The organism is Tsukamurella paurometabola (assembly GCF_900631615.1).
In the GTDB taxonomy this organism is placed as follows: Bacteria; Actinomycetota; Actinomycetes; order Mycobacteriales; family Mycobacteriaceae; genus Tsukamurella; species Tsukamurella paurometabola_A.
The window spans coordinates 3,409,547-3,429,023 of record NZ_LR131273.1 but is presented as its reverse complement, the minus strand read 5'-3'; the positions used below and the strand labels follow the sequence as shown (position 1 = coordinate 3,429,023).

General features: G+C 66.5%; 16 protein-coding genes and 1 pseudogene. 9 read left to right on the top strand and 8 right to left on the bottom strand.

The genetic code is table 11. The features are described 5' to 3' along the window. The first annotated feature begins 38 nt into the window (after window positions 1-38). Together ELY19_RS17140 and ELY19_RS23855 are read left to right on the top strand one after the other, a co-directional pair. Window positions 39-902, top strand: coding sequence for an intradiol ring-cleavage dioxygenase (locus ELY19_RS17140; protein ID WP_126197313.1), 864 nt, complete (start codon window positions 39-41; stop codon window positions 900-902). 38 nt (window positions 903-940) lie between these two features. Further along, a pseudogene (locus ELY19_RS23855) lies at window positions 941-1,287 on the top strand (LLM class flavin-dependent oxidoreductase); the annotation flags it as partial. On the opposite strand, the gene ELY19_RS24145 reads toward ELY19_RS23855, so the two are convergent. Next, entirely contained in the window at window positions 1,181-2,455 is a 1,275-nt protein-coding gene (locus tag ELY19_RS24145) for a hypothetical protein (protein WP_416222710.1), read from the bottom strand. The pseudogene ELY19_RS23855 and the gene ELY19_RS24145 overlap by 107 nt on opposite strands. Before the next feature lie 51 nt (window positions 2,456-2,506). On the opposite strand from ELY19_RS24145, the gene ELY19_RS17125 reads away from it, so the two are divergent. Continuing rightward, window positions 2,507-2,947 carry an HD domain-containing protein gene (locus tag ELY19_RS17125; protein WP_126197312.1) on the top strand — a complete coding sequence of 147 codons (441 nt, stop codon included), beginning with the start codon at window positions 2,507-2,509 and terminating at the stop codon, window positions 2,945-2,947. 16 nt (window positions 2,948-2,963) lie between these two features. Here the strand turns inward: ELY19_RS17125 and ELY19_RS17120 are convergent, their stop codons facing one another. The 6 genes from ELY19_RS17120 to ELY19_RS17095 are packed head-to-tail and all read right to left on the bottom strand — an operon-like array spanning window position 2,964 to window position 11,271. Beyond that, window positions 2,964-3,497 (bottom strand): Uma2 family endonuclease, encoded by a 534-nt coding sequence (locus tag ELY19_RS17120; RefSeq protein WP_126197311.1) that lies wholly within the window; start codon window positions 3,495-3,497, stop codon window positions 2,964-2,966. A gap of 51 nt (window positions 3,498-3,548) precedes the next feature. Continuing rightward, window positions 3,549-6,905, bottom strand: a complete 3,357-nt coding sequence (locus tag ELY19_RS17115; protein ID WP_126197310.1) for a DEAD/DEAH box helicase family protein — start codon at window positions 6,903-6,905, stop codon at window positions 3,549-3,551. 38 nt (window positions 6,906-6,943) lie between these two features. Then, entirely contained in the window at window positions 6,944-7,765 is an 822-nt protein-coding gene (locus ELY19_RS17110) for a hypothetical protein (RefSeq protein WP_126197309.1), read from the bottom strand. A 4-nt stretch (window positions 7,766-7,769) separates the two neighbouring features. After that, window positions 7,770-8,690 (bottom strand): restriction endonuclease, encoded by a 921-nt coding sequence (locus ELY19_RS17105; protein ID WP_126197308.1) that lies wholly within the window; start codon window positions 8,688-8,690, stop codon window positions 7,770-7,772. Continuing rightward, the gene (locus ELY19_RS17100) at window positions 8,690-9,814 is read right to left on the bottom strand and encodes a restriction endonuclease subunit S (RefSeq protein WP_126197307.1); all 1,125 of its coding nucleotides are present in this window, start codon (window positions 9,812-9,814) and stop codon (window positions 8,690-8,692) included. The genes ELY19_RS17105 and ELY19_RS17100 overlap by 1 nt, the downstream gene beginning before the upstream one ends. Continuing rightward, a complete protein-coding gene (locus ELY19_RS17095) occupies window positions 9,811-11,271 on the bottom strand; it encodes a type I restriction-modification system subunit M (RefSeq protein WP_126198891.1) in 1,461 nt (486 codons plus the stop codon). Before ELY19_RS17095 ends, ELY19_RS17100 begins: the two co-directional genes overlap by 4 nt. Window positions 11,272-11,486: 215 nt before the next feature. Here ELY19_RS17095 and ELY19_RS17090 point away from each other — a divergent pair, with 215 nt between their 5' ends. The 6 genes from ELY19_RS17090 (at window position 11,487) to ELY19_RS17065 (ending at window position 18,996) form a co-directional block, all read left to right on the top strand. Beyond that, window positions 11,487-11,891 carry a hypothetical protein gene (locus ELY19_RS17090; RefSeq protein ID WP_126197306.1) on the top strand — a complete coding sequence of 135 codons (405 nt, stop codon included), beginning with the start codon at window positions 11,487-11,489 and terminating at the stop codon, window positions 11,889-11,891. Window positions 11,892-12,365: 474 nt separating this feature from the next. Next, window positions 12,366-13,001, top strand: a complete 636-nt coding sequence (locus ELY19_RS17085; protein WP_126197305.1) for a DUF4352 domain-containing protein — start codon at window positions 12,366-12,368, stop codon at window positions 12,999-13,001. A 295-nt stretch (window positions 13,002-13,296) separates the two neighbouring features. After that, window positions 13,297-14,301, top strand: a complete 1,005-nt coding sequence (locus ELY19_RS17080; RefSeq protein ID WP_126197304.1) for a hypothetical protein — start codon at window positions 13,297-13,299, stop codon at window positions 14,299-14,301. 40 nt (window positions 14,302-14,341) lie between these two features. Continuing rightward, window positions 14,342-15,796: a peptide MFS transporter gene (locus ELY19_RS17075; protein WP_126197303.1), complete on the top strand. Its 1,455-nt coding sequence runs from the start codon at window positions 14,342-14,344 to the stop codon at window positions 15,794-15,796. 135 nt (window positions 15,797-15,931) lie between these two features. Further along, window positions 15,932-17,512 (top strand): GMC family oxidoreductase, encoded by a 1,581-nt coding sequence (locus tag ELY19_RS17070; RefSeq protein ID WP_126197302.1) that lies wholly within the window; start codon window positions 15,932-15,934, stop codon window positions 17,510-17,512. After that, window positions 17,509-18,996: an aldehyde dehydrogenase family protein gene (locus ELY19_RS17065; RefSeq protein ID WP_126197301.1), complete on the top strand. Its 1,488-nt coding sequence runs from the start codon at window positions 17,509-17,511 to the stop codon at window positions 18,994-18,996. The genes ELY19_RS17070 and ELY19_RS17065 overlap by 4 nt, the downstream gene beginning before the upstream one ends. Before the next feature lie 4 nt (window positions 18,997-19,000). Here the strand turns inward: ELY19_RS17065 and ELY19_RS17060 are convergent, their stop codons facing one another. Beyond that, window positions 19,001-19,453 (bottom strand): PH domain-containing protein, encoded by a 453-nt coding sequence (locus tag ELY19_RS17060; protein ID WP_212552787.1) that lies wholly within the window; start codon window positions 19,451-19,453, stop codon window positions 19,001-19,003. Window positions 19,454-19,477: the final 24 nt, after the last annotated feature.

Genomic DNA, 19,477 nt, shown 5'->3' with positions numbered 1-19,477 from the left:
CATCGTGACGCGGGAGCGCCCCGCGTGGAAGGACAGCCATGCGCCGCATCTACCAGGGACGAACTCTGCCGCGCCAGGACGAGAAGGTGGTCGACCAGGGCCTGGGCTTCGACCTCGGCACGATGACCAACCGGCGCCGGATGCTGTCGCTTCTCGGGCTGGGCACCGTCGGGCTGGGGCTGGCGGCGTGTGGGGCGAACGGGTCCACGGCGTCGCCGGCCGGCTCGGCGACGTCGTCGACGGCCGGTACCGGGGTGGCTCTGGCGGAGATCCCCGAGGAGACCGCGGGCCCGTACCCGGGCGACGGTTCCAACGGCCCGGACGTGCTCGAGCAGGCCGGCATCATCCGCAGCGACATCCGGTCCAGCTTCGGCGACCTGCGGGGCACCGCCGAGGGCGTCCCCATGTCGCTCGAACTGACGGTGCGCGACCTCGCGCGCGATGCACCGTTCGCCGGCGCGGCGGTGTACGTGTGGCAGTGCGACCGTGAGGCCCGCTACTCGCTGTACACCGAGGGCGCGACCGATCAGAACTACCTGCGCGGCGTCCAGATCGCCGACGGTGCCGGGGTCGTCCGGTTCACCAGCGTCTTCCCCGCCTGCTACGCCGGACGGTGGCCGCACGTCCATTTCGAGGTGTATCGCGATCGCGCCGACATCACCGACGCAGCCAAGGTAATCGCCACCTCGCAGCTCGCGTTCCCGAAGGACGTGTGCGAGACCGTCTACGCCACCGCCGGTTACGAGTCGTCCATCCGGACGCTGAGCCGGGTGTCGGTGACCTCCGACAACGTGTTCGGCGAGGACGGTGCGGAGCACCAATTGGCCACGGTCACCGGCGATCCGAGCTCCGGCTACCGGGTCGTGCTGCCCGTGGGCGTGGACACCCGGACCACTCGGTAGGCCGTGGCGGCACCCCGCGTCCGATCCGGCGTTCCTACCTCGACAAGCCCGTGGAGGATGTCCAGGTGGGCGGCACCCAGGGTCTGTTCAACGTGGCACGGCGCCTGTCCGAGCGGGACAACCTGACGTTGCGCGACATCGGCAAGCTGTACGCACAGGGCGTGCTGTTCCCCCAGTTCGTCGGCACCGGGTCGGACATCGCGGACCGAATCGAGGAGGGGTTCACCGGCGGCGAGGCCGACGGCTACACCCTCTCCGCCGCCGGCTCCCCGGCACGTTCAACGACTTCGTCGACTTCGTGGTCCCGGAGGCGCAGCGGCGCGGCCTGTTCCGCACCGACTACACCGGCACCACCCTGCGCGAACACCTCGACCTCCCCGCCGATCCGTTCGCGCCGCGGGCGGCGGCGAAGGCGGGATAGGCGCCTGCGTCACCAATCCCCTGGCGCCACCTCGACGGGGTTGCCGTCCTTCAGCGCGATGACGGTGTTCGGATCGACCGGCTGGAACGGAGGGGCGTCCTCGTGGAGGACGTCGCCCACTGTCTTGACGTTTGCCAGCGTGGCGGACGGGTGCCAGGTCCTGGTGATCGGCGTCGTAGTAGTCGAACCAGGGCAGGCCTGCCTGGACGTACACCTCGCGATCGACGGGCGACGGTGGCGGCACCTCGCCTGTGATCGCCGTCCACTGACTGGCCGAGCACAGGTGCACGAACACCCGCCACGTGCGGGCGGCGTCGTAGTCGGCCGACGATCGACGGTCCGCGTACACCTCCTGCCGCATCCGGCCGCCCGCACCCAGGCCCATCGGAGCACCGGTAGGTGGCGCGGGCATCGGCATGGCGCAGTCCAGGTACGAGTCCTCGTACGGCATTTCGCGACACAGTCGCTCTTCCTCGGCGCGTCGGCGCTCCTCCCTGCGTCGGAACTCGGCGGTGGTCCCGACCGCGCGGAGTTGCACCCCGCCGTGGAGCTCCTCGCCCCTCACCTGGCCCTCGACCGTGGCGCCGAGACCGAGCGGCACCGCCACGAACTGCCGCACCGTCCCGTCACCCGAGTTGATTCCGTCCAGCCAGGGCTGTTCCGGCACCGGCATGTAGTTCTGCGGGGCGTGCTCCAACTCGTCGGTCCATGTGTTCCCGCTGACCGCGCAGACCTTGCCGACGCCGACCTGCAGCGCCGCCGGTTCCGAGGATCCGAACGACAGCCACATCGCCTCGCGCTGATACACCGGAAGCATGACCCCACCGCGCGCCAGCCAGTCCGCCGGCGCGGTGTCCGGGTAGCCGGCGACACGGCGAATCGGGAACTGCCCGAGTCCCGGCGGCAGCGGGTGCACGCCCTTCTCGGGAAGCCGCAGGGTGCGTTCGAATTCCACGCTCACCGGGCCCAGGATCAGTCGATCCTGCTGCACCAAGACGGGTGTGTTCTGGGTCATGATGTCCTCCATTCCGTGGTGGACCGCAGCGTAGGCCGGTGCACTGACAAGAAGTCCGCGGCGCGTGCTCTCGACGAGGCGTGACGCGCTCAGCTCTGCGGGCGACTCCTTGTTCACGGGAACATGTCACCCCCTGATGCCACCATGGGGGAAACAGGGAGGTAGGACATGACCATCGACACGATCGCCGATTCCATCGCCGCGGCGGCGCACGCCGGGCAGACGGACAAGGCCGGGAACGACTACATCACCCACCCGCGCAGGGTGGCGGCGCGGGTGACGCCGCAGACGTCCGAGAACCGCGCCGCCGCGTTGCTGCACGACGTTCTCGAGGACACGCCGGTGACGGCGGAGGACCTCGCTGCGGCAGGGATTCCCGACGGGGTGATCGGTGCGGTCCGGCTGCTCACGCGCCGCGACGACGTCCCCAGTGAGGAGTACTACGCCGCGATCCGCACCGACCCGATCGCGCTGGCGGTGAAGCTCGCGGACATCGGCGACAACACCGATCCGTCGAGGCTCGCGCTGCTGGATTCGGCGACGCAGGATCGGTTGCGTGCCAAGTACGCCGCCGCGCTCGCGGCACTGGGCGTTCCTCCTGGGGCGTAGACGCCGACCCCGGAATCTACGTCAGGCGATCCAGGTCGACGGTGACCTCGAACGGCTCGGTAGCACTGAACGGGCCGCCCGTCGTCGTGGATTCGTAGCCGGTCTCGGTAAGCACCAGCGACTCGAGACTGGACGATTCGAGGTCGATGATCCAGTAGCGCGGAATGCCGGCGTCGGCGTACTCGCTGCGCTTCATCACGAGGTCGACGCGACGGGTACCCGGTGACAGCACCTCGACCGCGAGCAGCACGTCGGCCGCCGCGTACGGCTCCACTGCGCCCTCGCGAAGGACCACGACGTCCGGTACGCGAACCGTGGCCAGGGTCCGTGGGTCGATCACCACATCGACCTCCTCGCGCACCGCGTACACGTTGGGAGCGGCGGCATCGAGGATCGACCACAATCGAGACAGAGCCAGCGAATGCTTCGAACTCGGCCGTGGCGATACGAACAGGACCCCCTCCTGAAGCTCCGCCCGCGACTCCGTGTCCTCCCCCAAGGCACGCCAACCCTCCAGGGAGAGCAGGCGCGTTCGGGTCGCAGCGGTCATGGATCCAGTGTAGGCCGCCGCAGTCGTTTGACCGCCCGGCAGCTTCCCCACCTACGAAGCGTCTGCCTCCGGAGCCGCGGTGCCCTTGATCTGCTTGAGGATGGTGACGATCTCGCCGACTTGGTCCCCCGGGAACACGTGATCCGGACCGGGCGCGGTGTCCGTGTAGGGGTCCTCCCACAGGCGCGTGGGGTCCACGAAACCGTTCGTGGACAACTCGTCGATGATCATGTTCACGAACCGGACCTGGTCGACGGTGTGCGACGACTCGTCCAAGTACTTCCCGAAGGCCTCGACGGCGGCGGCCCGGTCGAGGCCCACGAGCGAGCGGACGAACAGCCCCAATCCACCGGCCTGTTCACGCGCCCACGCGATGTCGACATCGCTGGCGCCCGCTGACACGAGCATCGCTTCAAGTGCCTCTATGTCCGACGGAGTCAGCTGCCGATTCCTCTTCAGGCGCTGAAGTGCGACGTTGTCCTCGTGCTGAAGGAGGTACGCCGACGATTTCGCCTTGAACCGTTCAGGATTGATGCCGGGAGTAGAGCTGGCCAAATGAGTCGCGACCCGGGTGATCAGCTCGTCCTCGAAGTCGGTGTACACGCGGTTCCGCGTGACGGCGTCGACCAGCTGCGCCAGCGAACGCAGCTTGATCCTTGCCGCCTCCAACATCGGCAGCGTCACGTCGACCCACCACTCGTCCTCGTTGACCGCCTCGATCAGCTCGATCTGCGCTTGTACCGCAGGGATATTGGCCTTCTCCAACAACGATGAAGCAATGTCTTGAACCGCTCGACGAACCCGCTCAGCAGTAGCCGTATCCCCCTCCAGAGATGCGAGCTGCGCGCGGAGAACAAGGAGGTCGAAACGCTTGGCCTTCTCATCCGCATCAGCGACGGAGGACGGCAGACCGGCGAGGGTCAGGATCGCTTCCTGGGCTTCCGGCGGCAGCTCCTCCCACGCCGCGCGCTCGCTGTAACGCTCTACCGCCTTCCGGTGCGGCCGAACGAGGAAGTTGTTCGTCGTCATCCCGGCCACGTACTGGTTCAACGTGTCCACGGTGGACGACCTCAACGCGGGCTCGGCATCCTTGAGCTGCACAACAAGTTCGAGGCGCGCCTCGAACAGCCTCTGCGACAAGGACTTCTGCTTACTTCCTTCGCTTCCGGGAAGTCCCGCGCCGAAGTATTCGTCGTTCCCACAGAAGTCGAAGACGAGGAACTCCGTCTTGTCCTGGCCGGGCCCGAACAGGTCGGGGCACAGCCGGGTGCCTCGGCCCATCATCTGCATGTACTTGGTCTTCGAGCGCACCGTCTTGAAGAAGACGAGATTGACGATCTCGGGGACGTCGATCCCGGTATCGAGCATGTCGACGGAGATCGCGATGTGCGGCGCCTTGTCTGCCACGGTGAAGTCGTCGATGAGACTCTCGGAGTACTGCGAACCGTGAGTGATGACGCGGGCGAAGTGTCCTGCGTAATGGGGCCATTGCAGATCGAACCGCTGCTGGATGTACTCGGCGTGGGCCTGATTCTTGGCGAAGATGATGGTCTTCCCCAAGCGGTCCCCGCCGGCCACTTTGAGGCCGTCCGTCATCAGGCTGGCGAGCACCTTGTCGACGGTGTCCTCGTTGAAGAGGAACCTGTTGAGCTCCTCAGCGCCCACTTCGTCAGGAATCTCGTCGTCACCCCAGTCGAGCGAGTCCCACTGCTCCTTCTCGGCATCCGAAAGGTCGGCGTACCGGATCCCCTGCTGCATGAACTTGGTACCGACCGGGACGTTCTTGCCCCGGACGAGGTAGCCGTCCTCGATGGCATCTTCGAGATCGTACGCGTCGGTGGGAACACCGTCCTCCAGGTGGAAGAGGCGGTACGTGTTGTGGTCCACCTCATCCTTCGGCGTTGCTGTCAGCCCCACGAGCAGGCCGTCGAAGTACTCGAAGATCGCGCCGTACTTGGCGTAGACCGAGCGATGCGCCTCGTCGATCACGATGAGATCGAAATGCCCGGGTCCGAACCGCCGGCCGGCGTCGTCAACGCTGTTGATGAGATTCATCATCGTGGGATAGGTCGAGGCGTACACCCGGCCGTCTGTGGCCTTTTCCGTCACGAGGTTCACGGTGGTCGCATCCGGAAGGTTCGCCTTGAACGCGTTCACGGCCTGACGGACCAGTGCCGTGCGGTCGGCGAGGAAAAGCACCCGCCGCACCCAGTTCGCGCGCATCAACTGATCGACCAGGGCGATGACAGTCCGCGTCTTTCCCGAGCCCGTCGCCATCACCAGCAGAGCCTGCCGGTTCTTCTGCTCGAAGGCACCGTCGACGGCCTTGATGGCGCGCGTCTGGTAGTAGCGCCCCGCAATGTGGTTGTCGATCGTGACGGTGCTGAGCGGTTTTCGGGTGGTTCGCCGCTGCACCATCAGCCCCAGTTCGTCCGGGGTGTAGAAGCCCTGGACGGGACGCGGTGGGTACCCACCGGCATCGTCCCAGACCCAGTGCTCGTATCCGTTGCTGTAGAAGATCACCGGACGTTGCCCGAATCGGGCTTCGAGGCAGTCCGCATAGAGCTTGGCCTGCTGCTGGCCGACGTCAGGACTCTTGTTGGTCCGCTTCGCTTCGACGAGTCCGACGGGGCGTCCGTCCGCTCCCCAGAGCACGTAGTCGACGTAGCCCTTGCCGGACGGGCTGGGCATGCCGGTCACTTCGACCTCGGTAGTCACCCGCCCTGGCCCCGTGGCCGTGCCGATCGTCCAGGCGGCTTCTTCGAGGAGCAGGTCGATGAACTCGTCGCGGGTCTGCGCCTCGTCGTAGTCGTGATCGTCGGTCGACTGCTTCGCGGCCTGCACTGCGGCGACCTGCGCCCGGAGTTCCTCCAGCTCCTGCTGCAGTCCCGCCTTCTCCTCGCGTTCGCGCGCGAGCACCGCATCCTGCTGGGCGAACTTCTCGGCGAGCTTCGCGACCTCCGCGCGCGACAACGGTGCTGCCTGAGCGGCGAGGGCGGGATCGAACTGCGCCTTCGTAGGGGCCAGCTCGGGGTGGCTCGACTGGTTGAAGGTCGCCCAGACGACGACGTGGAACAGCTCGCGCAACGACGCGATCGCGTGATCCGGCCGCACGGCGCGGTTCTCGTGAACGGCCGCGTTGCCGACCTTGCGGATGAGAGTCAGCTTCTGGATGATCCCTTGAGGCACGACGGCTTTGAACTTGGCGTCGCCGACGCGCGCCGCAAGGTCGTCCTTGTACGGCGTGGGGATCCTGTTCACGTCGTAGAGGTAGTGCACGAGGTGCTCGACGGCGCGACGGCTGTAGAAGCACGCCGACCGCGGATCCGAGACCAGGTACGACTCGGCCCGCGCACAGTCGCCGAACACCGAGGGCAGCGCAGTGCGTACGAAGTCGAAGTTCCCCATCCCAGTCTCTCCATTTCGCTCGGTATGAACCTACCCGGTCACCGGTACAACGACAGCCCCTCCGGCCGGACGCACGGCACCGGGTCCGCCAATACGGTCGGATCGTCACACTGCAGCTCGCTGTAGAACTCCGCGATGCGCCTCCCCGCGAACCGGTTGTGCCATTCGAAGTCGTCGCCCATGCACGTGAAAGTCCATCCGGGCCACAGCGCCTGCGCCGCCGGGTAGACGCCCTCTTCGCTCATGCATGTCCACCAGGCCACGCAGCGCCGGTCGACGTCGACGCACACTCCGAACTCGACATCTTCGGTCTCGAATTCCTCCGCACACAGCTGCAGTGCAGTCTCTGGACCGACTCTGACCGCATCTGCGACGGAGCACAGGTAGTACGGAAGTCCGATCGATCTCACTTCTCCCGATTCACGGATGGTCATGACGCACGACGGTCCGCCGATCTTCTCGTGGTACGGATCCTGCAATTCTATGTCCTGATGGTGCCGCACGTCGTGTCGCGGAATACCCAGGACATCTGCGAACGACCACATCCCTTCGACGGCCCACTGGACTGTCCACCCCGGGTACGCCCGGTGCAGCAGCTCGTACTCGATACGGGCACTCCCGAGGTCCCAGAAAGCGGTGTGCCAAGCGACCGTTCGCGTGACCGCGTCGACCAGGACCCCTCCCTCCAGGAACTCCCACTGATCGACCGCCAGGTCAGCGCTGACCGGATACTCGAGGTAGCCACGAAAATCGTCGACGCCGCCGGTCGCGACATGCGCTGCCCCGAACGCGCCCGATCGCTCGAAACGAGCACGAAGCCCCTCCTCGTCTCGCAGAACATAGAGTGCCGGCGCTCCCATAGGGCTACTCGAAGAAGTCTTCGTCGACTTCGACGATCTGCAGTGTCTGTTTGACCTGCACGCCCACGCCGTAGCGGATCATGAGTCCGGCGAGTCGCGCGCCGTCGATGAGGATGATGCGAGTGGGAACGACTTCAGCGTATTCGGCCGCGCCCTTCGAGAACCTGCCGGTGGTGATGAACACGCCGCCGTCGGCCTTACCGCTGAGGGCACCCACGAACGCCTGCAGCTCCGGCCGCCCGACGGAGTTGTCCGGCGCGTACCGCTTGGCTTGGACGTAGACGCGACTCAGCCCGAGGGCATCCTGATCGATGATCCCGTCGATCCCGCCATCGTTGGAGGTACGGGTGACCGTGGCCTTGCCGCCCGCGCCGCCGTACCCCATCGCGACGAGCAGGTTGATCACCGTCTGCTCGAAGAATGTCGGGCTGTTGTCGTGCAGTCTGGTCAGGAGTTCATCGGCGACGGTGGCGTTGATCCGCCCGATCCCGTCGGCGATCTGCTCCTCGGGGTCGAGCCCCGTAACGGGCTCAGGATCCGACGTGATCGCCGTTGCCCGAGCCTCCATCCCCTGCAGTGCCTTCCAGGTATACGACGCATCGGGATCGCCGACGAAAGCGCGCAGCGCCTTCTCACTGATGCCGTTCGGATGATCAGCGAGGAGCCGCCGCCCGGCATCCGTGATCGCGTACTGCCCCCTCGCCGGACGACTGATCGCGTCGGCCCGCCCGAGGTACGAAGTGGCCCAGCCGATCCGATTGCGGTACCTCAGCTGGCCAGATGGCAGCGCCTCGGCCAGCTCGTCCTCCGACAGCCCCTCCGCCGCGACCACTCGCTCTTCCAAGTCGCGGCGCTTCACAGTCTCGCCCGACTGCAGCGCCCGCAGCACCGGCGCCATGAACTCGTCCCACGTGGGCATCACCATCAGAGTTCACCTCGAAATGCTCGTGCCTGGAGAGCATTTTGCAGTTCCACGAGGAGCTGTGACCGTTCCTGCGCCTGACTCCGCGATAGGCCGATCGACCTGACGATCGTCGCGAACTTTCGCTGCTCGCCGATCGGGGGAAGGCAAACTTCGAACGACTTAATTCGCGCCCCGCTCAGATTTGGTTGGTTTCCCCCCTCAGCTCCACCTCGAAGTTCGTCATACCTTGCCGAAAGCTGCGCCTGAAGGAAGACGGGATCAAACTCATCGTTCGGCAAGATTACTGCGCACGCCTGATTCGTAGTAGCTGGGATTCCGAGAATCGCAGACCGCCCTCGGGTAGCGCCTTGACCGTACATCGCGATGACGACAGAACCCGGCGGGTACACCTCAAGCCTCGCCGCTTCAAGCCCCCGGCGAGAAACTGCTTCTTCCGTAGATTTAATTATTCCAGAAACTTCACCGGTCTTCACCCACGGAATACCGCCTCCGAAGTTTCTCGGATCGTCACGGCGAGGCGTCGAACCCGAGGCAACTCGAGCAAATTCTCCAATTGGGATCCGCTTCTTCAAACCTCCAAACATCGCGCGGTAAGTCTGGGTAACACTTTCGTCGTGGAGATCGACCGCTGTCTTGGATGCACCGCACAGCTGATCTGCGCGATCGAGGATTGCAGCGATGCGGCGCTGCTCGTCGAGCTTCGGTAGCGCGATAGGAAATTCGAGAAACTCTTCCTCGCCAATTCTCTGACGATTCGTGGCACCTCGGCTTGCCGCGCGAATACGTCTCTGCAGCACCCCAGACCGAAAGAAGTGTTGAAGATACGCCGGATCAATTCGGTTCCGCCGGATATCGAACGGTGGGAAATCCTTGCTGACGACCGCACCGTCGAGCACGTCGGGTATCACCGCAAACGCCCCGTTACGGGCGTCAATACGCGAATAAATGAACTGACCGGGCGATACGCGATATCCGGTGAACGGCGCTGGAATTTTCCCAACCTTGATTGGCCGCTCTACCGCACCACCACAATTCATCTTCACTGTAACGAACGTTTCTTCCGCTGGGCTAGAGATCCGCTCCGGCACCCCCGCGAAGCGCAGAACATCTCCCAACTTACTCATGACAACATCGCTTTCAGAGCTGCAGTTCCGGTTGCAATTTCGGATTCGAGCCTCTCAATCTCGGCGATGATCTCTAGAGGTGGGCGGTGCTCGATCTCCTCGTACTCGATCTCCTTGTAGCGGTTGATCGAGAGGTCGTATCCCTGCGCCACAATCTCGCCCTTAGGAACGGTGAAGGACTTGTCCGTGCGAGCCCGGTCACGCTCGGCACCGTCGCGCTCCGCCCAGCGGTCACGAACGTCAGGAAGATCATTGGTGTCCACGGGGTTGCGCTTGTCGTCGAGGGAGAACCCATCAGCGGTGACGTCGTAGAACCACACGTCATCAGTGCCGCCGGAGTCGGTCTTGGTGAACAGCAGGATCGCCGTCGACACACCCGCGTAGGGCTTGAAGACACCGGACGGGAGCTTGACGACACCATCGAGCTTCTGGTCCTCGACAAGCGACTTTCGCAGGTCTTTATGTGCCTTGGTACTGCCGAAGAGAACACCGTCGGGCACGATGACTGCAGCCCGGCCACCCGGCTTGAGCAGCTTGAGGAAGAGGGCGAGGAACAGGAGTTCCGTCTTCTTCGTCTTGACCATCCGCTGCAGGTCCTTGGACGTCGACTCGTAGTCGAGCGACCCTGCGAACGGAGGGTTGGCGAGGATCAGGGTGTACTTCTCCGCATCGCCGCTGACGCTTTCGGACAGGGAATCGCGGTAGCGGATGTCCGGCTGATCCACGCCGTGGAGCAGCATGTTCATCGAGCCGATGCGGAGCATGGTGCTGTCGAAGTCGTACCCGTGGAACATCGAGCGGTGGAAGTGATTGCGCTGCTCGGTATTCGACATTGCCTGCGGGTGCTGCTCACGGATGTACTCGCTGGCCGCCACGAGGAAGCCGGCCGTGCCACAGGCGGGGTCGCAGATCTCGTCGCCGGGCTTCGGCGCCATCAGGTCCACCATCAATTGAATGATGTGCCGTGGCGTGCGGAACTGGCCGTTCGTGCCCGACGTGGACAGCTTCGAGAGCATGTACTCGTACAGGTCGCCGTTGGTGTCGCGCTTCTCCATCGGGATGTCGCCCAGCATGTCCACGACCTTCGCCAGCAGCGCCGGCGTCGGAATCGTGAAGCGGGCGTCCTTCATGTGCTCGGAGTACGTGGACCCGTCTCCCCCGATCCCCTGCAGGAACGGGAACACCTCCTTGCTCACGACGTCGTACATCTCCGACGGCGCGAGGTTCTTGAACCGCGACCACCGCAGCTGCTCCTGGTCGGGCATGAAAATCGGGTCGGTGACCCCATCGCCCAGGATCTGCGCCTTCCGCTCCTTCTGCTCCTGGAGCTCGTCCAGGCGGCGGATGAACAGCAGGAACGTGATCTGCTCGATGACCTCGAGCGGATTGCTGATCCCTCCGGACCAGAAGGCGTCCCAGACGCGGTCGATCTTGTTCTTCAGCTCACCGGTGATCACGCGGCCCACCTTAGCCGCGGGCCGGTAGTCGTTCGTAGACATCCCTTACTCCTTCGCTGGGCCGGTACCTCCAGCGCAGCCCGACAGGCTCGCACAGACGACTGACAACTTTCAGCTCCACGGCGGCTCACCCGAACTTGTCAGTGGCTCGGTGCATTCTGATCGGCTGGTCTCACGACGGGGTCAGCCACGATCACCAACCCGAGGAGAGACCGATGATCGAATACAGCACGCTGGACCTGCTCACCGAGCGAAAGGCATTCGAGAGCCGCAACACACTTCCGACCTCCGGCACGACCTCCATCCCGACCGAGGTCGAGATCTCGCCCCCGCTGTACCCGTGCGAGTGCGGCGATCCCGGGTGCGCGCTCATGGTCTCGGATGTGGAGAGCTGGTTCTCGAGCGATTTCGTTCCGCACCAGGACGTGCTCGACGTCGTCGCCGAGGAACTCCACCTGATCGCGACGTGCCGGTTCTTCGATGACCACGTCGAGCGATCGATCAGCAAGTTCACGACCGTCGCGGCGGCGTACCCCCGACCGATCGCGGCGCGAGCGATCGTGGAGGCGGCCAACACGTGGCACGGTTGTCCGGAAGAGCTGTGCGGACGGGAGGGCTGAGCGATGCGCATCATCGACGCGTTCCGCGGGGATCACTTCCTCCTCTCGAACTTCTATTCGGCGCGCCTCCTGTTCCGGGGACGCGAGTTCCCCACGGCCGATCACGCTTTCATGTCCGCGAAGACCACGGACGAACGCAGCATCGAACGAATCCGGACGGGCGCCGAAACGGCCTCTCACGCCGGCCGCTGGCCAGCAGAAGAACCTACCCTGAGGGCATTTTCGACTCACTCGGAATCGCGGTCGGAAAACTTGTCAGTCCCCGGTGCGATGATCTCTCCATCAGGTCCTGGGGAGGATGAATTGACCACACGCACAACATGTTCCGATCGACGCTAACAGTCACCGATCCTGACGGCCGCGGTTCGCGCACCGTCATCACCTGATCACCCGAGCCGGCAACGGCTCCGTTCCACGCCGATCGGCACTTCCCGCCGATCGGTGATTCCCCCATCTCCGAAATGAGGATTCGTCATGTCTCAGCAGCCCTTCCCGCTGCAGCCCGGCCAGTACCACGTGGGTCCGGGAAATCCGCCGCCGTACCAGCCGCCGAAGAAGAAGCGGAAGTGGCCGTGGATCGTCCTCGGGGTGATCGCGTTCCTGATCGTCGTCACCGTCGCGACCGGCGGCGGCGAGAAGAAGGACGACGCGAGCGCCGCCCCGGGCACCTCTCGCGGCGTCACCACCGCGCAGAAGGCCGACCCGAAGGCGGCTGGCCTGAACACGCCGGTCCGGGACGGGAAGTTCGAGTTCGTGGTCACCGGCGTGCAGGCCGGCCTCACGGACATCGGCGACAACCCGTACCTGGCGCAGAAGGCCCAGGGCCAGTTCGTCGTGGTGTCCATGACGGTGAAGAACATCGGCACCAAGCCGCAGGGCTTCTCCCCCAGCTCGCAGAAGCTCAAGGACTCACAGGGCCGCACGTTCGAGTCGGATGCGTCCGCACAGATCGCGCTCGGTGATTCCGATGTGCCCGTGTGGGACAACATCAACCCCGGCAACACCGTCCAGGTCAAGGTCGTCTTCGACATGCCCAAGGACGCCGTGCCCGCCACCATCGAGCTCCACGACTCGATGTTCTCGGGCGGCGCGAAGGTGACGCTGAAGTAGTCCGACGGTGCCCCGGACCACCGGATTCGCCGGTGGTCCAGGGCGCCCAGTACGCCTAGCATTGTGCTATCGCATCGCCGGCGACGTCGTTCAGCACGCCCGGATGGAAGCCGCCCGCGAAGGCAGGTCGACAGCCGCGCAGATCAATCAATGAGCGCGGGTGGGCCGCGAGGGCACTGAGCGAGTGCTGGCCGACGAGCCTCACTAGCCGCTCCCGAGATCGCCGCCGTGACGCACACCCGCCGAGTTCTGAAACGTCGGTACATTCGAGGTAGGGCTCTGGAGGAGGTTCGAGATGGCGGAGACGGTGCCCCAGGAGATCGCCCAGCGCGTGAGCACGGCGGCGGACGCGGTCCCGGTCGGCCGGGAGCAGGCGCAGGCGGCGGCGCGCGACGCCGCGCAGTTCCTGCAGAACCTGCGCGCCACGGCGGTCGACGACGCCTACCGACGGTTCACCGCGAGCAACACCCCCGGCTACCTGGCGCATCTGCAGTACGGGCAGCCGCCCCGAATCAGGAAGGGCGCTGCCTTCGTCGTCGTGATCGGCGCGCTCGTGATCAGCAGCGCGGTCGCGACATCGGGCGTCCCCACGATCCTGATCTTCCTGCTCGCGGCCGTCGGAGTCGCCGGGTTCCACTTCTGGCGGCTCATGCGCTACCGGAGCCGGACCGCTGAGCGCGAACAAGCGCGTCTTGCCGCGAACCCCTGGCCGTTCCGGGCCGAGCGCACCCCGGCGTGGAACCCCGACGCCGAACCGGGTCAGACCCGCGTCGAGACGCGCCTGCTCGGCGTCGCGGTCCTGCTCACCGAGGAGATCCGCCGCTCCCCCGCGTGGAACAACCCGCTCCTGGATCAGCACCGCGTCCGGATCAACCTGGATGCGACGCTGCAGGACATCAGCCACCGGGCCTACCGCGTGTGGCGCATGCGGACCGATACCCCGCGACCGTCGGGAGCCTCACCGGTCGCGCCGGCGCTGGCCCAGCACATCGACGAGTTCACTCACGCCGCCCGCCTGGCCGAGGACGCCCTCCGCGACCATGTTGCGGCCCTCGCCGAGTACCTCGGCGAACTGCGCCCCGTCGAACGCCTCCTCGGCGACCTGCAGATCCTCGACCGCACCAACAGCGGTGCCCATCGCGAGCTGCTCGACCAGCTGTACCGCGACGCCGTCGGCAACGAGGCGGACGCGCTGCGGTTTCAGCACCACGCGGACGAGTTGCGCGACCTCCAGGCCAGCCTCGACGCGCAGTTCCACTTCCTCCGCGAGCAGGTCGCCCGCACCAACCTGCTGCGCTGAGCTGCCACGCCGGGCGGCCGGAGCGTGGTTACATCGACGAATGACCACCACCCCCGGTTACAAACCCGACACCCGCTTCTTCGGACATCCCTGGCCGCTGGTGAACCTGTTCGGCGTGGAGATGTGGGAACGCTTCTCGTTCTACGGGATGCAGGCGATCCTGGCGTACTACCTCTACTACTCCGCCGCCGACGGCGGCCTCGGCTTCGACAAAGCGACGTCGCTGGGGATCGTCGGCGCCTACGGCGGTTTCGTCTACCTCTCGACGATCGCCGGTGCCTGGGTCTCGGACCGCCTCCTCGGCGCGGAGCGCACCCTCTTCTACTCCGCCTGCTTGGTTATGGCGGGCCACGTCGCCCTGGCCGCCGTTCCCGGGGCCGCCGGCGTGGCGATCGGCCTGGTGCTGGTCGCCGTGGGCTCGGGCGGCGTGAAGGGCAACGCCACCAAGGTGGTCGGCGATCTCTATCCCGACGGCGACACCCGCCGTGACGCGGGCTTCTCCCTTTTCTACATGGGGGTCAACCTGGGCGCCTTCATCGGCCCACTGCTCACCGGCTACCTCCAGGACACCGTCGGATTCCACTTCGGCTTCGGCCTCGCCGCGGTCGGCATGGCGCTCGGCCTGCTGCAGTACGGCCTGACCCGCAAGATGCTGCCGCGGATCAGCCAGGAGGTGCCGAACCCGGCCTCCCGCACCGACATCCAGCGGGTCGCCGCGGGCGCCGTGGTCGCGATCGCGGTGGTCGTCGTGCTCATCCTGTTCGGTGTCATCACCGCGGAGAACCTGGTGGACGCCGTGATCATCACGGTGGCCGCGATCTCCCTGGTCTACTTCGTCTTCCTGCTCCGCAGCACCCGGGTCGACGGTGCCGAGCGCAACGGGGTCAAGGCGTTCATCCCGCTGTTCCTGTCGCAGGTCGCGTTCTGGGCCCTGTTCCAGCAGATGTTCACCTTCGTCGCGGTCTACGCGGACGAGCGGCTCGACCGCAGTCTCGGCGGCTGGGAGTTCCCCGCCTCGTGGATCCAGTCGGTGGACCCGGTGTACATTCTGATCTTCGCGCCGGTCTTCGCGGCGCTGTGGACCAAGCTCGGACCCCGACAGCCCAGCACCCCGATCAAGTTCGCCATCGGCACGATGGGTATCGGCGTCGCCTTCCTCGCGTTCCTCCTCATGCCGCCGGGGGCGAACACCGTGCCGCTGATCGGACTGCTCGCGATCATGCTCATCTTCGCCCTGGCCGAGCTGTGCATCTCCCCCGTGGGCCTCAGCGTCTCGACCAAGCTCGCTCCGCGCGCCTTCGCCACGCAGATGGTGGCACTCAACTTCCTGTCGATCAGCCTCGGCACCGCCCTCGCGGGTCGCCTCGCGACCTTCTACGACCAGACCGACGAGGCGCCGTACTTCCTGGTCCTGGGCGGCACCGCCATCGGCATCGGCCTGATCGTGGTGGCGCTCACCCCGATGATCAAGCGTCTCGCCCCCGCGGTCGCCTGACCCACCGCGCCGCGACCGTGCGACCCGTGCCGGGCGCGGCCGGAAAGGTGCCGTCGAACCTGTTCATTCCCGTCACGCCCCCGAGACTTGCGAGTAACTTCGGGGGCAAGCACTGGAACGACGCGAGGAGCGGGTTTGCCGGCGGACGAGTACGACTACATCGTGGTGGGCGCCGGCAGTGCCGGCGCCGTCATGGCGGCGCGACTGTCGGAGGATCCGGGCGTCTCCGTCCTGCTCCTCGAGGCGGGCGGCGAGGCCGATGCGGACGAGATCCACATCCCGCTGGCCTTCGCCTCGCTGTTCAAGACCAAGTGGGACTGGAACTACACCACGGTCCCGCAGAAGCACCTCGACGACCGCGGCGCCTACTGGCCGCGGATGAAGGCGCTCGGTGGCTGCTCCTCGATGAACGCGATGATCTACATCCGCGGCAATCACGGGGATTTCGACGCCTGGGAGCGCGAGTACGGCGCGACGGGCTGGTCCTACGACGACGTGTTGCCGTACTTCACCCGCGCCGAGGGCAACACGAGCATCACGAACCGATACCACGGGACGTCGGGCCCGCTCACCGTCGAAGACCGGGTGTACACGCACCCCCTGGTCGACGCGTGGGTGGACAGCGCGGCGAGCTACGGCATGGCCCGCAACGACGACTTCAACGGCGCCACCCAGGACGGCGCGGGGCGCTACCAGGTGACGTGCAGGGGCGGGCGGCGCTGGTCGACCGACAAGGCCTACATCGAGCCCGCCCGGTCGCGGCCCAATCTCACGGTCGCGCTGGGCGCCACGGCCCGGCGCATCGAGTTCGACGGTGACCGCGCCTCCGGCGTGGTCTTCGCACAGCAGGCGGCGGAGCACACCGCGAAAGCCCGCCGCGAGGTGATCGTGTGCGGCGGTGCCGTGAACTCGCCGCAGCTGCTCATGCTCTCCGGGATCGGTCCGGCCGAGCACCTCGCGGAGCACGGGATCGACGTCCGCGTCGCGCTGCCCGGCGTCGGCGAGAACCTGCACGACCACCCGATCGTCCCCGTGATCTTCGAGACGCACGGCGCCACGGACCTGATGGAAGCGCAGAACCTGCCGAACCTGCTGCGCTGGAAGCTCCTCGGCACCGGCCCGCTCGCCTCCAACGCGGGTGAGGCCGGCGGCTTCTTCCGCTCGCGCGACGACCTCGACCTGCCCGACCTGCAGTACCACGTCATGGCGTCGGGCTTCTACGACAACATGCTGCACGAGCCCACCAAGCGCGGCTTCGTGTGCGGCCCGACCCTGGTGAACGTCGCCAGCCGCGGCCGCCTGCGCCTGCGGTCGGCGAACCCCGACTGGCACCCGTCGATCGAGCCGAACTACTTCGAAGCGCCCGAGGACCTGGACGCGATGCTCGCCGGTACCCGCGCCGCCTTCGAGCTGTGCCGCCAGGGCCCCCTCGCCCGGTACCTCGGGAAGCCCTGGCACCTGCCGGAGACGCCGTCGGACGACGACTACCTCGCCCACATCCGGGCCTACGCGCAGACGCTGTTCCACCCCGTGGGCACGTGCGCGATGGGCACGGGCGAGAACGCCGTGGTCGACGCGCAGCTACGGGTCCGCGGCACCGAGGGGCTCCGCGTGGTCGACGCATCGGTGATGCCGATGATCACCCGCGGCAACACGAACGCACCCACCATCATGATCGCCGAGAAGGCGGCCGACGAGATCAGGAAGTCAGCATGACCGCAGCGAACACGCAGACCTTCGACTCCCTCAACCCCCGCACGGGCGACGTGGTCGAGACCTATCCGATCCACTCCGCCGACCACGTCCATGCGGTCGTCGCGCGGGCCCGCGAACAGGCCGATTGGTGGCAGGAGATCGGCTTCGACGGCCGCAAGCAGGCCCTCAACACCTGGAAGGGCGTGATCACCCGGCGGATCAATCAGCTGGCGCAGATCGTGCACGACGAGACGGGTAAGCCGCACGGCGACGCCCTGCTCGAGGCCGCCCTCGGCATCGACCATCTGGCGTACGCGGCCAATCATGCGAAGAAGGTCCTCGGGCCGCGCCGCGTCGGTTCGGGACTGGTCATGGCGAACCAGTCGGCGACGGTGCGGTACCACCCGCTGGGCGTGGTCGGCGTGATCGGGCCGTGGAACTACCCCGTCTTCACGCCGATGGGGTCGATCGCCTACGCCCTCGCGGCCGGCAACGCCGTCGTCTTCAAGCCGTCCGAGTACACGCCGGGCGTCGGCGTGTGGTTGGCCCGAACCTTCGAGGAGGCCGTGGGGCGCCCCGTGCTGCAGGCCGTCACGGGCCTCGGCGAGACCGGCCACGCGCTGTGCACGTCGGGCGTGAACAAGGTGGCCTTCACCGGCTCCACCAACACCGGCAAGAAGGTCATGGCCGCGTGCGCCGAGACGCTCACCCCGGTGGTCATCGAGGCCGGCGGCAAGGACGCCTTCCTCGTGGACCGCGACGCCGACCTCGACGCGGCCGCCGACGCGGCGGCCTGGGGCGCGTTCGCGAACGCGGGCCAGACCTGCGTCGGCGTCGAGCGCGTCTACGTGCACAAGGACGTCTACGACCCGTTCCTGGAGAAGCTCGTCGCGAAGGCGCGCGAGGTCACGGCGAACGATTCGGACGAGTCCAAGATCGGCCCGATCACGATGCCGAGCCAACTGGCGATCATCAAGTCGCACATCGAGGACGCGCTCGCGCGCGGCGGCCGCGCCCTCGTCGGCGGCATCGACGCGGTCGGCGAACGGTTCGTCCAGCCGACGGTGCTCGTCGACGTGCCGGAGGATTCGATCGCGGTCACGCAGGAGACGTTCGGGCCGACGGTGACGGTCGCCAAGGTCGACACGATGGACGAGGCGGTCGAGCTCGCGAACGCCACGAGGTACGGGCTCGCGGCGACGGTGTTCTCGAAGGCACGGGGCATGGAGCTGGCGGATCGGATCCGCTCCGGCATGGCCGCGGTGAACGGCATCATCACCTTCGCGGGGGTGCCGAACCTGCCCTTCGGCGGCGTCGGCGAGTCGGGCTTCGGCCGCATCCACGGCCCCGACGGACTGCGCGAGTTCACCTATGCCAAGGGCATCGCCCGCAAGCGGTTCAACCCGCTGCTCAACCTGACGAGCTTCGCGCGCACCGCGGCGCAGGAGGGTCAGCTGACGCAGCTGATGACGATCCTGCACGGGCGCGGCGGCACGATCACGTAGTGGCTCAGCGCTGGTAGACGGCGGCGACCTCGCGGACGCGCTTGAGCGACTGCACCGCGAGCTCGCCGTCGCGGGCCTGGATGGCCCAGATCGCGACGAACTCGTCGCGAGGTAGTTCGAGGTGCGCGAACTGCGCGCCCTCGGGGAACGAGAACCCCTCGACGACGTCCCACGGGTAGGTGTTCTCGCCCAGCAGGTTGCGCACCGTCACCCCGTCGGGGCCGAGGCGCAGCCGCGGGCGCGCGAAGAGCAGCGCGCCGCATGCGAGGACGATGCCGATGCCCACCATTCCCGCCTGATCGCCGGTCTTGAAGGCGATCCCGGAGTCGCCGCCGGCCTTGAGCAGCCAGGCGACGAAGGCGTGGCCCAGCACCAGCACCACCGCGAAGGACCACGCGTAGATCTTGATCTTGCGCGGGGTCACGTCGAGCACGGGCTGCGTGGCGGAGTCGGTCATCACGGGGCCATTCTACGGAAAGCG

Coding starts and splice junctions, on each gene's coding strand:
- ELY19_RS17105 (WP_126197308.1), bottom strand. CDS start 8,690: ATGGTGATGCCCACGTGGGACGAGTTCATGGCGCCGGTGCTGCGGGCG.
- ELY19_RS17100 (WP_126197307.1), bottom strand. CDS start 9,814: ATGAGTAAGTTGGGAGATGTTCTGCGCTTCGCGGGGGTGCCGGAGCGG.
- ELY19_RS17125 (WP_126197312.1), top strand. CDS start 2,507: ATGACCATCGACACGATCGCCGATTCCATCGCCGCGGCGGCGCACGCC.
- ELY19_RS17085 (WP_126197305.1), top strand. CDS start 12,366: ATGTCTCAGCAGCCCTTCCCGCTGCAGCCCGGCCAGTACCACGTGGGT.
- ELY19_RS17065 (WP_126197301.1), top strand. CDS start 17,509: ATGACCGCAGCGAACACGCAGACCTTCGACTCCCTCAACCCCCGCACG.
- ELY19_RS17115 (WP_126197310.1), bottom strand. CDS start 6,905: ATGGGGAACTTCGACTTCGTACGCACTGCGCTGCCCTCGGTGTTCGGC.
- ELY19_RS17060 (WP_212552787.1), bottom strand. CDS start 19,453: ATGACCGACTCCGCCACGCAGCCCGTGCTCGACGTGACCCCGCGCAAG.
- ELY19_RS17110 (WP_126197309.1), bottom strand. CDS start 7,765: ATGGGAGCGCCGGCACTCTATGTTCTGCGAGACGAGGAGGGGCTTCGT.
- ELY19_RS17120 (WP_126197311.1), bottom strand. CDS start 3,497: ATGACCGCTGCGACCCGAACGCGCCTGCTCTCCCTGGAGGGTTGGCGT.
- ELY19_RS17140 (WP_126197313.1), top strand. CDS start 39: ATGCGCCGCATCTACCAGGGACGAACTCTGCCGCGCCAGGACGAGAAG.
- ELY19_RS17090 (WP_126197306.1), top strand. CDS start 11,487: ATGATCGAATACAGCACGCTGGACCTGCTCACCGAGCGAAAGGCATTC.
- ELY19_RS17080 (WP_126197304.1), top strand. CDS start 13,297: ATGGCGGAGACGGTGCCCCAGGAGATCGCCCAGCGCGTGAGCACGGCG.
- ELY19_RS17075 (WP_126197303.1), top strand. CDS start 14,342: ATGACCACCACCCCCGGTTACAAACCCGACACCCGCTTCTTCGGACAT.